Origin of the sequence: Tardiphaga sp. 841_E9_N1_2 (assembly GCF_051811065.1) — a bacterium.
Lineage (GTDB): Bacteria > Pseudomonadota > Alphaproteobacteria > Rhizobiales > Xanthobacteraceae > Tardiphaga > Tardiphaga robiniae.
The window spans coordinates 5,501,503-5,513,326 of the sequence record NZ_JBPWQC010000001.1 but is presented as its reverse complement, the minus strand read 5'-3'; the positions used below and the strand labels follow the sequence as shown (position 1 = coordinate 5,513,326).

Genomic DNA, 11,824 nt, shown 5'->3' with positions numbered 1-11,824 from the left:
ATTTATATAGATATTTTTATAAAACGAGAGGTGGCCCGGTCCTTGCTGAAAGGAGGATAGAACTCTTCTGGAAAGGCCGCCCGTGGTTAGCGTCACGTCCGATATCGTCTCAAACGTCTCGTTTCAGAACGCGCGATCGAATTCGTCTCGCGACGATCAGCGGTCGGACGCCGACAGCTTCGGCTCGCTGGTCGACAGCAACACCGTTGCCAGCGCCAATAGCGACCGCGCAGCCGCCGCCCAGCCTGATCTGCCAGCACCCGCACGACGCGACGACACGCGCTCCTCGAGCAATGACCGCACACGGCAGTCCGACGATCGCGCCGACAACGCGGCCGCCAATGCACGTGACCGCGACACCCAGGCAGCCGATACCGCGCAGGACTCCCGCAAGGCGAAGAAGAGCGACCCGAACGACACGAAGGTCGATTCCAAGGCCGACGCGAAGACGGGCGACAAGACCGACACCAAGGACGCCCCGTCCAAGGATACCGACAAGAGCGCAACGACCGACGCCGACGCAACGGCCTCAACCGAGAAACCCGTCGCGGTTGCCGCCGTCGCCGTTGCGATCCCCGTGCCTGCGGCCACGACCGATGTTGCAGTAGCTCCAACAGCGCCCGAAACCACCGGCGTTGCACAGCCTCTCGCCATCGCTGCAGCCGTTTTGAAAGCCCAGACGGCAGTGACCGAAGCCGCAACGGTTGACGCCGAAGCGGCGCCTGCATCGACGGCCCCGGAAGCCGAAGCGAATTTCGCGGCACTTATCGCATCCGCGACACCCGCGGGCGGCAAAGCCGGCGCGAAGAAGACCAGCGCAGCCGATGCCGCAACGGCATCAACGGCTGAGGTCAAATCAGAAGACAAGACCAAGACCACCGAGACGACGTCCACGCAGCCAGTCGACGCGGCCGCAGCGGCAACAGTCGGCAAGGACGCCAAGCCGGGCGACAAACCCGTCGATGGCGTAGCAACCGACCCGACCGCCGTTGCACCGGAAGCTGCAAAGCCTGCGGCTGGCGCTGCCCATGAGCGTCGTACCGAACACACCGCCCAGGCTGCAATACCGGATGTAGCTGCGCCGACCACCAATAGCTTGCAGCAGCAACCGTTGCAGACCACACCGACGCCGATTGCCGCTGCGAGCCCGCAATTGACCGCCACGATCGCGACCAACGCTCCCGTGCCTTTGAACGGCGTCGCTGTCGAGATCGCCCAGAACGCCAAATCGGGCAAGAGCAGCTTCGACATCCGGCTCGACCCTGCCGAGCTTGGCCGTATCGATGTCCGCCTCGAAGTCGACAAGCATGGCAATGTCACCTCGCATCTCACCGTCGAGAAGCCGGAAACCCTGACCATGTTGCGCCAGGATGCACCGCAACTGCAGCGCGCACTCGAACAGGCCGGCCTCAAGACCAACGACAGCGGACTACAATTCAGCCTGCGCGATCAGTCGCAAGGCCAGCAACAGAACAGTGGCGAGAATTCGGGCCGCAACGCCCAGCGCCTTGTGATCCACGAAGACGAGTCCGTGCCTGCGATCGCTGCGGGCCGCGGTTATGGCCGCATGCTGGGATCCAGCAGCGGCGTCGACATCAGTATTTGAGGAGCGAACCATGGCAGTTGACGCAACGACTCCACCCCCTGTCGTATCCGGTACCACACCGGTATCGAACTCGAGCAGCAGCTCCGGCTCGACGACGACCGGCATTGCGGATAATTTCCAGACGTTCCTGACATTGCTGACAACGCAGTTGCAGAATCAGAACCCGCTCGATCCGCTCGATACCAACCAGTTCACGCAGCAGCTGGTGCAGTTCGCGGGCGTCGAACAGCAACTCAAGTCGAACGATCAGTTGAAAGCCCTGGTCGATCTTGGCAAAGCTACGGAAGCGACACAGGCGCTTATCTATGTCGGCAACAACGTCGCCGTCGATGGCAGCACGGCGCAATTCAAGACGTCGGCGACATGGAATCTGCTCGCCGACAAAGACTCTACAGCCACTGTCAACATTACGAATTCAGCTGGTAACGTTGTCTACACCGGCAAGTATACGTTGAAGTCCGGCAACGGCACTTTCGTATGGGATGGCAAAGGCAATGACGGCGTTCAGTATCCCGAAGGGGCCTATACGCTGACGGCAACGGGCAAGGACGACAACGGTCGCGACGTCGCCATCTCCACGGAAGTCCAGGGCGTTGTCGATTCCGTCGATCTGTCAGCGAGCCCCGCCCTGCTCTCGATCAATGGCACCAACTATACCGTCGACAAGATCAAGCGTGTGGTGCGTCCGACGACGCCGACGACGCCGCCAACCACACAGACAACCTGACGCTGCGCCGCATCATCTCCTCGTGACGATTATTTCGAACCAAATCCAGTTCTATTCGCATTGGAGTTGTAGGCTTAGGCAAATTTTAAGTCGCTGGGCGTAGATTGTTGAAGTGAGTTCAGTGGTTGAGAGTTTGTGAGTACGCCATGACAGAACCCCATCGCCCGAGGGTCAAATACGTCATCGGGCCTGACGGCAGTCCGTTAACAATTGCGGATCTGCCCGCGCCCGGAACCAAACGGTGGGTCATCCGCCGCAAAGCCGAAGTTGTCGCCGCCGTCCGCGGTGGCCTTCTGTCTCTTGAGGAAGCCTGCAGCCGCTATACGCTGACAGTCGACGAATTCCTCTCCTGGCAGTTCTCGATCGACCAGCACGGTCTGGCAGGACTGCGGACCACCCGCATCCAGCAGTATCGTCAGTAAACGAATCGTTAATATCTCCAATTCGATGAAAACCGGCTCCCTCATGGGAAGCCGGTTTTCGTCATTTGGCCATATTTTTGCCACCCGTTAACCGCCGTTAACCATATCGAAACCATACCCCGGCAAAATTTGCCCAGTCGGTCTTTGAGGCCGAATCTCAGGGGCTGGTTCGTGCAGAGTCTTCTAAGTTTCCTTAAGGGTCTCGGCGCGGCGCGCCTGATGGCGATGGTTGCGGTGACCGCCGCACTCATCGGCTTCTTTGCTTTCGTCATCATGCGGGTCACCACACCGCAGATGACCACCCTGTTCACGGACCTGAGCGTCGAGGACTCCTCGGCGATCATCAAGGACCTGGAACGCCAGGCCATCCCCTATGAGCTGAAGAACGACGGTGCCGCCATCATGGTGCCGAAGGACAAGGTGACTCGCCTGCGCATGAAGCTGGCCGAAGGCGGCCTGCCCAAGGGTGGCGGCGTCGGCTACGAGATCTTCGACAAGTCGGACGCTCTCGGAACAACAAGCTTTGTCCAAAATATCAATCACTTACGCGCCCTCGAAGGCGAATTGGCGCGAACGATCCGGGCGATCGACCGGGTACAGTTCGCCCGCGTTCACCTCGTCCTGCCGGAACGCCCCCTGTTCTCCCGCGAAGCTCCCGAGCCTTCGGCCTCGATCGTCGTCCGCGTCCGCGGCGCCCTCGACCCGCAGCAGGTCCGGGCGATCCGCCATGTCGTCGCCTCGGCCGTCAACGGCCTGAAGCCGGCCCGGGTTTCGATCGTCGACGAAGCGGGACAACTGCTCGCCGACGGTGCCGCCGACGCGACCATGGAAGGCGCCACCGGCGACGAACGCCGCGCCGGCTTCGAAAAGCGGATGCGGAGCCAGGTCGAAGCGATCGTTTCCTCGGTGGTGGGCGCAGGCCGGGCCCGGGTCCAGCTCACAGCCGACTTCGACTACAACAAGGTCACGCAGACCTCCGACAAATTCGACCCGGAAGGCCGGGTCTTGCGCTCCAGCCAGAGCCGCGAAGAATCCTCCGCCGTCGGCGAGCGGGATGGCCAAGTCACCGTCAACAACGAACTGCCAGGCAATCAGGCGGCCGGCAACACGGGGACGGCGAAGGATCAAAGCAAGAAGTCGGAAGAAACCAACAACTACGAAATCTCCCGCATCACCAAGACCGAAGTGACCGAAGCAGGCCGTGTCAATCGCATCTCGGTCGCGGTACTGGTCGACGGCAGCTACAGCAAGAACGAGAAGGGCGAGCAGGTCTACGCCCAACGCCCCAAGGAAGAACTCGATCGCATCGCAGCGCTGGTCCGTTCGGCCATTGGCTTCGACCAGAAGCGCGGCGATCAGGTCGAGGTCGTCAACCTGAAATTCGCCGAGGGCCCAACTGTCGTTCCGACGCCGGAGCCGACCGGTCTGCTCGGCATGATGCAATTCACCAAGGATGACGTGATGCACGTCATCGAACTCGCGGTCATGATGCTGCTCGGTCTGGTCGTGATGTTCATGGTCATCCGCCCGCTCGTCCGCCGCGTCCTCGCCTCTGAGCCCGTGCCGGCGCTCCCTGCAGCCAACGCTCTCGTTCTTCCCGACGGTGTCGCCCTCAGCGCTGACGGACAGACCGTCATTCCCGCCAGCGGCCCCAACATGATCGACGTCGCCACCATCCAGGGTCAGGTCCACGCGCAATCCGTGCATCGCGTGGGCGAACTGGCCGATCGTAACCCCAACGAAACCGCAGCCATTGTTCGCGCATGGCTGCAGGAACCGGCGTGATCTGAATGGCATCCGTTCCGCAAACCACCGGCGACAACAGCAGCGACATCGCCAGCGTCGTCGCTTCGCTCGCACAGCGCCAGGGCGGCCGCGCGCCCGCGAAGCCGCTCAGCGGCCCGAAGCGTGCAGCCATCCTGATGCTGGCGCTGGGCGAACAGTATGGCGGCAAGGTGTGGGCGCAGCTCGACGACGACGAAGTGCGTGAGCTTTCACTTCACATGTCGTCGCTCGGAACCATCGAGCCGGAGACGGTCGAAGATCTGCTGCTCGAATTCGTATCGCGGATGTCCGCCTCCGGCGCCCTGATGGGCACTTTCGATGCCACCGAGCGTCTGCTGACCCAGTATCTGCCGTCCGAGCGCGTCAGCGGTATCATGGAAGAAATCCGCGGCCCCGCCGGCCGCAACATGTGGGAAAAACTCTCGAACGTGCAGGAAGAGGTTCTCGCGAACTACCTGAAGAACGAATATCCGCAGACCGTCGCTGTGGTGCTGTCGAAGCTGAAGCCGGAGCATGCGGCACGCGTGCTCGGCATCCTGCCCGAGGATCTTGCGCTCGACGTCATCAACCGCATGCTCAAGATGGAAGCGGTGCAGAAGGAAGTCATCGAGCGCGTCGAACAGACGCTGCGCGTCGAATTCATGTCGAACCTCTCGCAGACCCGTCGCCGCGACGCGCACGAAGTCATGGCGGAAATCTTCAACAATTTCGACCGCCAGACCGAGACGCGCTTCATCACCTCGCTGGAAGAAGACAATCGCGAGGCGGCCGAGCGCATCAAGGCGCTGATGTTTACCTTCGACGACCTGATCAAGCTGGATGCCGGCTCCGCACAGACCCTGATGCGCAGCATCGACAAGGACAAACTGGGTATCGCACTGAAGAGCGCCAACGAGGAAGTGCGCGCCTTCTTCATGGGCAACATGTCGTCCCGCGCCGCCAAGATGCTGACCGACGATATGGCCGCGCTCGGCCCGGTCCGTCTGCGCGATGTCGACGAGGCACAGGCACTGCTGGTGAATTTGGCCAAGGATCTCGCCGCCAAGGGCGAAATCGTGCTGACCAAGAACCGCGCCGACGACGAGCTGGTGTATTGATGGCCGCCCCCGCAAAATTTCTGTTCGATATGGACTTCGCAGCGCCCGACAAGACGCGTGCGCCCGCGATCACGCCGGCCGAGATTGCGGAGAAGGTCGCCAACGCCGAAGCTCAGGCCTATCGCGCAGGCTTCGATGCGGCCCAGCGCGAGGCGAAGGCCGAAAGCGACCGTCGCGCCGCATTGGCGCTGGAACAGATCGGCGTTGCGATTTCCTCGATCTCGTCGCGCTTCGGGGCCATCGAAGAAAAGATGGAAACCGAAGCTGTCGATGTCGCGGTGTCGGTGGCACGCAAACTCTGCAGTGAATTGATCGCCGTTGAGCCACTCACCGAAGTCATGGCCCTGGTCCACGACTGTTTCAAGAATCTGGTGTCGACACCGCATCTCGTGGTGCGCATCAACGACCAGCTCTACGACGAAGCACGCGAACGCATCGAGAAACAGGCCAAACAAAGCGGCTTCGCCGGTCGCCTCGTCATCCTCGCCGAGCCGGATATCGAGAACGGCGACTGCAAAATCGAATGGGCGGATGGCGGCGTCGTGCTCGAACGCTCAACCATCGACGCCAAGATCAACGAACTCGTCGGACGCTACATGGCGTCGCGCAATCAGGCCTGACAGGGCTGTGAGGACTAGAATATGAGCGATCCACAGGTGCCGCTTCCCGATCTCAATGCCACCGATCCCGGCGCAATGGGGGACGTGGGCTATGCTGACGAAGAACAGGTCACGCGTATTGCCGCCGATCTCGAAGCGGTCTTCGACGTTCCAGTCCAGGTCTCGGCCGTGCTCGGCCGCTCCAAGATGGGTGTGGGCGAATTGCTGAAGCTCGGGCCCGGCACCGTGCTCGAACTCGACCGCCGCGTTGGCGAAGCGATCGACATCTACGTGAACAACCGCCTGGTGGCGCGCGGCGAAGTCGTCCTCGTCGAAGAAAAGCTCGGCGTCACCATGACTGAAATCATCAAGGCTGAACGCAGCTAATTCGAGACAAACGGCGCCTCAAGGGCGCGACCAGGATATAACAGGAGATCACCATGCGGCTTCTCATCGTTGGTACCCTCAAGGGCCAACTCACCACCGCCACCAAGATCGCCATGGATAACGGCGCCTCCGTGGTTCATGCCGAAGGCCACGATCAGGCGATGGGCGTGTTGCGCGGCGGCAAGGGCGCGGATCTCCTGCTGGTGGATGTCGCCCTCGACATCCGCGACCTCGTGATGCGGCTGGAAGCCGAACACATCCATGTACCGATCGTCGCCTGCGGCATCACCACCGATGCCCGCGCTGCGGTGGCGGCGATCCATGCCGGCGCCAAAGAATACATCCCGCTGCCGCCAGATCCGGAACTGATCGCCGCCGTTCTGGCCGCCGTCGCCAACGACTCCCGCGACCTGATCTATCGCGACGAGATGATGGGCAAGGTGGTCAAGCTGGCGCAGCAGATCGCCGGCTCCGATGCGTCGGTGATGATCACGGGCGAATCGGGCACCGGCAAGGAAGTGCTGGCGCGCTATGTCCATACCCGCTCCAACCGCGCCAAGAAGCCGTTCATCAGCATTAACTGCGCTGCGATCCCCGAGCATCTCCTGGAGTCCGAACTGTTCGGCCACGAAAAGGGCGCCTTCACCGGCGCGATCGCACGCCGCATCGGCAAATTCGAGGAAGCCACCGGCGGCACGCTCTTGCTCGACGAAATCTCGGAAATGGACGTGCGGCTGCAGTCGAAGCTGCTGCGCGCCATTCAGGAGCGCGTCATCGACCGCGTCGGCGGCACCAAGCCGGTGCCGGTGGACATTCGCATCATCGCAACCTCGAACCGCAACCTGTCCGACGCCGTACGCGAAGGCACGTTCCGCGAAGATCTGCTGTTCCGCCTCAACGTCGTGAACCTGAAGATCCCGCCGCTGCGCGATCGCCCGGCCGACATTCTCGAACTGGCGCAACATTTCGCCAAGAAATATGCCGACGCCAATGGCGTGCCGGTGCGTCCTATCTCCGCCGAGGCGCGGCGCGTACTCACCGCCAATCGCTGGCAGGGCAACGTCCGTGAACTCGAAAACACGATCCACCGTTCGGTGCTGATGGCCAACGGCGACGAGATCGGCGCGGATGCCATCCTGACCCCGGATGGCGATCGTCTCGATCTCGCCAAGACCCCGCCGGCCGTGGCGCATGCAACCATGGCGGCAGAAACCGTGACCCGCGCACTGGTCGGCCGTACCGTAGCCGATGTCGAGCGCGATCTGATCCTGGAGACGCTGAAGCACTGCCTCGGCAACCGCACCCATGCGGCCAACATTCTTGGCATCTCGATCCGCACGCTGCGCAACAAGCTCAACGAATATGCCGATGGCGGGTTGCCGATCACACCGGCCGGAGCAGGCGCCGGCGACTATCGTGCTGCCATGGGCGCGATGTAATTACGCGAAGAACGACAACGACGCGCCCTGCGAATAGCTCGGCGCGTCCTGCTTGCGAAAAATCTTGATCGGATCGCCCGGCGTCAGCTCCTGCCGGGTGAACATCGCATAGGCGTAGAGCGCGAGATAACCGATCGAAATCGCGCCGATCACATAGACGATCCCAATGCCGATCCGCTTCATGCGACCGCACCCCGGCGCACGAGATGGCGGAGCCACAGCCAGATCATCGGGACGACCACGAGTTCGCCGATCAGACTGATCAGGAGTCCCACGGTCGGAAAGCCATGACTGAGCACGGCCAGTAGACGCGCGGCAGCGCCGAACACGAGGATGAAGGTCACGATCGAAATCCGCTCAAAGCGTTTTTCGATCTGCGGGATCGCCGACCAGTAGATCAGCCCCACCGCCACCAGCACACCCTTGATGAAGCGCACATAGGCCTCCATCGTCACGCCGAGCCTGACGCCCGACAGGCTGGTGCCGAACAGCACGCCGGTCAGGCCGAACAGGATGGCCACGAGGCCGACAATCGCCAGTGCGATCTGAAGCAGTCTGCGTTCCAAATTGGGCTCCCTAGGCTCAAGCAGCCTAATAACTGCGTCATGGAACGACAATGAGCAACCGGCCACGTTGGCGCACACGACTTGGGGGTCTCCGGCTTGCGTCAGACGCCTGAATGGTTAGCTTTCCCCGCTGAGTCGCGGCAAAATGGCCGTGCACCGCTTTCCAGAGACGAAATGCCGACCTTTACCCCGCATCAGGATGCCGCGCTGAAAGCTGTCGACGACTGGCTGAAGGCGAAGCCAGGTCGCAACGGCACACCACAGGTGTTCCGGCTGTTCGGCTTTGCCGGTACCGGCAAGACGACATTGGCGCGGCACGTCGCCGACAATGTGGACGGCGAGGTGAAATTCGCAGCCTTCACCGGCAAGGCTGCGCTGGTGATGCGCAACAAGGGCTGCGACGGCGCCTCCACGATTCACTCGCTGATCTATCGCGCCCGTGAGAGCGGCGAGGAGCAGCCGAATTTCGAATTGTGGGATGACGCACCGGCCTCAAAGGCCAAGCTGATCGTCATTGACGAATGCTCCATGGTGGACGCCGAACTCGGCCGCGACCTCCTGTCATTCGACTGCCCTCTGCTGGTGCTCGGCGATCCCGCGCAGTTGCCGCCGATCCAGGGTGGCGGCTTCTTCACCGAGACCGAGCCCGACGTGATGCTGACCGAAGTGCATCGTCAGGCCGAACACGATCCGATCGTGCGCATGTCGATGGATGTCCGCGAGGGGCGGTCGCTGCAGCCCGGGCAATACGGCCTCAGCGAAATCGTGTCGCGCAAGGCACTCGATCCGGATCGCGTGATGTCCGCCGATCAGGTACTGGTTGGCCGCAACAACACGCGCCGCGCCTACAATATGCGTGTCCGGCAGAAACTTGGCATCGAGGACCTGCTGCCGGTGGCCAATGACAAGCTGGTCTGCCTGCGCAACAACCGCAAGAAGGTGCTGTTCAACGGCGGTCTGTGGCGCGTGAAGGCGCGCGCTGCCTCGAAGTCGCAGATCATCACCATGCGAATTTCGCCGGATGAGGATTTTGGCGGCAAGGTCACCAAGGTATCTGTGCGCGCGGACTGTTTCTCGGGCGGTGTTGAGACGCTGCCGTGGGAGCAACGCAAGCCTTACGACGAATTCGACTATGGCTACGTGCTGACCGTGCACAAAAGCCAGGGCTCGCAATGGGACGACGTCGTTCTGTTCGACGAGAGCTTTGCATTTCAGGAGAGCCGCGCCCGCTGGCTCTACACCGGCATCACCCGCGCCGCGAAGCGCTTGAGCATCGTGGTTTAACGCGCGTATTTTGCAATCAATCGCATGCGCTGATCTGACGCGTCTGGCTCCTAGGCATCGTGGAACAAGATGCCCGCCCGAACGTTTCGGCCACTTGCGCTTAATAAGGAGCTCGATATGCATCCCGCGAAAATCTTGACGATGGCTACGATGATCGGCGCAAGCGCGCTGGCGTTTTCGGCGCCGGCAACATCAGCGCCACTGCTGAGTCAGCCCAGCCTCGCCAGTGCCGTACCCTCGGCCACCGAGAACGTGCAGTATTATCGCCGCTACGGTTATGGCCCACGCTACGGCTACGGTCCTGGCTACTATCGCCGCGGACCCAGCGCTGGCGCCGTCGTCGGCGGCCTCGCGGCGGGCGCCATCATCGGCGGCGCGATTGCGGCTAGCCAGGCCAACGCGGCAGCCCAGCAGAACGCAGCCTATTGCGCGCAGCGCTATCGTTCCTACGATCCGGCGTCAGGCACTTATCTGAACAACGACGGCAATCGTTATCCCTGCCCTTAAGCGGTTAGCGTCATAGTCAATCAGAAAGCCGCGGGACGCATGTTCCGCGGCTTTTTCCTGCCATCCAGATCCTCACGAACTCGTGTCCGGTATCGCGTAACAAGCGAGATCCTTCTCCGTATCTCCGATACGCCGCCCGGAAATGCCGATTGCGAACCACGGGCTCCGGTCTAGACTGCCGGTCATCCGGCCATCGATCACCAAGAGGACCTGCTATGCGCCGCTCCCTGTTCAGCCGCCTCTCGCTCTGCGCCTTTGCCGGCGCATTGGCGATTTCGACCGCCCTCGTGGCTCCTACTTTTGCCGCGGAAGAGGCTGTCATCATTCCCGCACCCGCAGCGGATACGCCGGCCGCGACCGGCATTCAGACTGCGGTGATTGCGGGTGGGTGCTTCTGGGGCGTCCAGGGCGTATTCCAGCACACGGCAGGCGTCGTCAACGCTGTGTCCGGCTATGCCGGCGGCTCGAAGAGCTCGGCCAATTACACAGCGGTGAGCACCGGCTCGACCGGACACGCCGAAGCGGTCGAGATCAAATACGATCCGCAAAAGATCAGCTACGGCAAGATCCTGCAGATCTATTTCTCGGTGGCACACGACCCGACCCAGCTGAATCGCCAGGGCCCGGATTCGGGTACGCAATATCGGTCGGAAATTTTCGCGACGACGCCGGAGCAGAAGAAAGTGGCGGAAGCCTATATCGCCCAACTCAACGCTGCGAAGGTCTACAAGAAGCCGATCGTCACCAAGCTCGGCATGCTCGAAGCCTTCTATCCGGCGGAAGCTTATCATCAGGACTACCTGACGCTGCACCCGAACCAGCCCTATATTGCCTATAACGATATTCCGAAGGTCGAGAACCTGAAGAAGATCTTTGCCCAGAACTATATCGAGAAGCCGACGCTGGTGAGCGCGTCGAAGGTCACAAACTGACCTGAGCGCTCACAGCCACGGTCAATCGGGAAGGAGAAAGAATGACCGATACCAAGACCACACCTGGCAAGGTCGAAAAGAGCGAAGCCGAATGGCGCCGCGAACTGACCCCGATGCAGTATGCGGTACTGCGCGAAAAGGCGACGGAGCGTCCGTTCACCGGCGAGTACGAACATGACCATACGCCGGGCACCTTCGTCTGCGCCGGCTGCGGCCAGACGCTATTCGAGTCCGATGCCAAGTTCGATTCCGGCTGCGGCTGGCCCAGCTTCACGCAGCCTTCACGAGAAAGTCATATCGACGAAGAGCGCGATATGACCCACGGCATGATCCGCACGGAAGTGCTGTGCTCCAAGTGCAATGGTCATCTCGGACATGTGTTCGATGACGGCCCCGGCCCCACGGGATTGCGATACTGCATCAACTCTGCGGCCTTGAAACTTCAGCCTAAATAAATACGTATCCCATATCGA

Annotated in this window: 14 protein-coding genes; 12 read left to right on the top strand and 2 right to left on the bottom strand. The window is 61.6% G+C overall.

Translation table 11 applies throughout. The features are described from left to right. The first annotated feature begins 82 nt into the window (after nucleotides 1–82). The 8 genes from AB8A50_RS26420 (at nucleotide 83) to flbD (ending at nucleotide 8,062) form a co-directional block, all read left to right on the top strand. Complete coding sequence (locus AB8A50_RS26420) at nucleotides 83–1,606, top strand: flagellar hook-length control protein FliK (protein ID WP_439079454.1); 1,524 nt, start codon at nucleotides 83–85, stop codon at nucleotides 1,604–1,606. Nucleotides 1,607–1,616: 10 nt separating this feature from the next. Then, on the top strand, nucleotides 1,617–2,333 hold the full coding sequence (locus AB8A50_RS26415) for a flagellar hook assembly protein FlgD (protein ID WP_184513616.1): 717 nt from the start codon (nucleotides 1,617–1,619) through the stop codon (nucleotides 2,331–2,333). A 146-nt stretch (nucleotides 2,334–2,479) separates the two neighbouring features. Further along, nucleotides 2,480–2,755 carry a CtrA inhibitor SciP gene (sciP, locus tag AB8A50_RS26410; RefSeq protein ID WP_002714638.1) on the top strand — a complete coding sequence of 92 codons (276 nt, stop codon included), beginning with the start codon at nucleotides 2,480–2,482 and terminating at the stop codon, nucleotides 2,753–2,755. A gap of 171 nt (nucleotides 2,756–2,926) precedes the next feature. Next, complete coding sequence (fliF, locus tag AB8A50_RS26405) at nucleotides 2,927–4,540, top strand: flagellar basal-body MS-ring/collar protein FliF (protein WP_120289119.1); 1,614 nt, start codon at nucleotides 2,927–2,929, stop codon at nucleotides 4,538–4,540. A gap of 5 nt (nucleotides 4,541–4,545) precedes the next feature. After that, nucleotides 4,546–5,637: a flagellar motor switch protein FliG gene (gene fliG, locus AB8A50_RS26400; RefSeq protein ID WP_089262059.1), complete on the top strand. Its 1,092-nt coding sequence runs from the start codon at nucleotides 4,546–4,548 to the stop codon at nucleotides 5,635–5,637. Beyond that, nucleotides 5,637–6,257, top strand: a complete 621-nt coding sequence (locus tag AB8A50_RS26395) for a FliH/SctL family protein (RefSeq protein ID WP_175366387.1) — start codon at nucleotides 5,637–5,639, stop codon at nucleotides 6,255–6,257. Before fliG ends, AB8A50_RS26395 begins: the two co-directional genes overlap by 1 nt. Nucleotides 6,258–6,278: 21 nt before the next feature. Beyond that, nucleotides 6,279–6,623: a flagellar motor switch protein FliN gene (gene fliN, locus AB8A50_RS26390; protein ID WP_089262063.1), complete on the top strand. Its 345-nt coding sequence runs from the start codon at nucleotides 6,279–6,281 to the stop codon at nucleotides 6,621–6,623. A 53-nt stretch (nucleotides 6,624–6,676) separates the two neighbouring features. After that, a complete protein-coding gene (flbD, locus tag AB8A50_RS26385) occupies nucleotides 6,677–8,062 on the top strand; it encodes a sigma-54-dependent transcriptional regulator FlbD (protein WP_068733445.1) in 1,386 nt (461 codons plus the stop codon). On the opposite strand, the gene AB8A50_RS26380 is transcribed toward flbD, so the two are convergent. After that, on the bottom strand, nucleotides 8,063–8,245 hold the full coding sequence (locus AB8A50_RS26380) for a hypothetical protein (RefSeq protein ID WP_093759441.1): 183 nt from the start codon (nucleotides 8,243–8,245) through the stop codon (nucleotides 8,063–8,065). After that, nucleotides 8,242–8,628 carry a DUF4345 domain-containing protein gene (locus AB8A50_RS26375; RefSeq protein ID WP_439079453.1) on the bottom strand — a complete coding sequence of 129 codons (387 nt, stop codon included), beginning with the start codon at nucleotides 8,626–8,628 and terminating at the stop codon, nucleotides 8,242–8,244. The genes AB8A50_RS26380 and AB8A50_RS26375 overlap by 4 nt, the downstream gene beginning before the upstream one ends. Before the next feature lie 174 nt (nucleotides 8,629–8,802). Between AB8A50_RS26375 and AB8A50_RS26370 the strand changes: the two genes are divergently transcribed. From AB8A50_RS26370 to msrB, 4 genes are all read left to right on the top strand, one after another. Next, nucleotides 8,803–9,912: an ATP-dependent DNA helicase gene (locus tag AB8A50_RS26370; protein ID WP_068733440.1), complete on the top strand. Its 1,110-nt coding sequence runs from the start codon at nucleotides 8,803–8,805 to the stop codon at nucleotides 9,910–9,912. Between the two features lie 117 nt (nucleotides 9,913–10,029). Next, the gene (locus tag AB8A50_RS26365; protein ID WP_439079452.1) at nucleotides 10,030–10,419 is read left to right on the top strand and encodes a BA14K family protein; all 390 of its coding nucleotides are present in this window, start codon (nucleotides 10,030–10,032) and stop codon (nucleotides 10,417–10,419) included. A gap of 215 nt (nucleotides 10,420–10,634) precedes the next feature. Beyond that, complete coding sequence (gene msrA / locus AB8A50_RS26360) at nucleotides 10,635–11,351, top strand: peptide-methionine (S)-S-oxide reductase MsrA (RefSeq protein ID WP_120288505.1); 717 nt, start codon at nucleotides 10,635–10,637, stop codon at nucleotides 11,349–11,351. A 41-nt stretch (nucleotides 11,352–11,392) separates the two neighbouring features. After that, nucleotides 11,393–11,806, top strand: coding sequence for a peptide-methionine (R)-S-oxide reductase MsrB (gene msrB, locus AB8A50_RS26355; protein ID WP_439079451.1), 414 nt, complete (start codon nucleotides 11,393–11,395; stop codon nucleotides 11,804–11,806). The last annotated feature ends 18 nt before the right edge of the window (nucleotides 11,807–11,824 follow it).

What these genes read in the sequence shown, in the direction of transcription:
- AB8A50_RS26415 (WP_184513616.1), top strand. Translation starts at nt 1,617, where the DNA reads ATGGCAGTTGACGCAACGACTCCACCCCCTGTCGTATCCGGTACCACA.
- sciP (WP_002714638.1), top strand. Translation starts at nt 2,480, where the DNA reads ATGACAGAACCCCATCGCCCGAGGGTCAAATACGTCATCGGGCCTGAC.
- fliG (WP_089262059.1), top strand. Translation starts at nt 4,546, where the DNA reads ATGGCATCCGTTCCGCAAACCACCGGCGACAACAGCAGCGACATCGCC.
- AB8A50_RS26395 (WP_175366387.1), top strand. Translation starts at nt 5,637, where the DNA reads ATGGCCGCCCCCGCAAAATTTCTGTTCGATATGGACTTCGCAGCGCCC.
- fliN (WP_089262063.1), top strand. Translation starts at nt 6,279, where the DNA reads ATGAGCGATCCACAGGTGCCGCTTCCCGATCTCAATGCCACCGATCCC.
- flbD (WP_068733445.1), top strand. Translation starts at nt 6,677, where the DNA reads ATGCGGCTTCTCATCGTTGGTACCCTCAAGGGCCAACTCACCACCGCC.
- AB8A50_RS26380 (WP_093759441.1), bottom strand. Translation starts at nt 8,245, where the DNA reads ATGAAGCGGATCGGCATTGGGATCGTCTATGTGATCGGCGCGATTTCG.
- AB8A50_RS26370 (WP_068733440.1), top strand. Translation starts at nt 8,803, where the DNA reads ATGCCGACCTTTACCCCGCATCAGGATGCCGCGCTGAAAGCTGTCGAC.
- AB8A50_RS26365 (WP_439079452.1), top strand. Translation starts at nt 10,030, where the DNA reads ATGCATCCCGCGAAAATCTTGACGATGGCTACGATGATCGGCGCAAGC.
- msrA (WP_120288505.1), top strand. Translation starts at nt 10,635, where the DNA reads ATGCGCCGCTCCCTGTTCAGCCGCCTCTCGCTCTGCGCCTTTGCCGGC.
- msrB (WP_439079451.1), top strand. Translation starts at nt 11,393, where the DNA reads ATGACCGATACCAAGACCACACCTGGCAAGGTCGAAAAGAGCGAAGCC.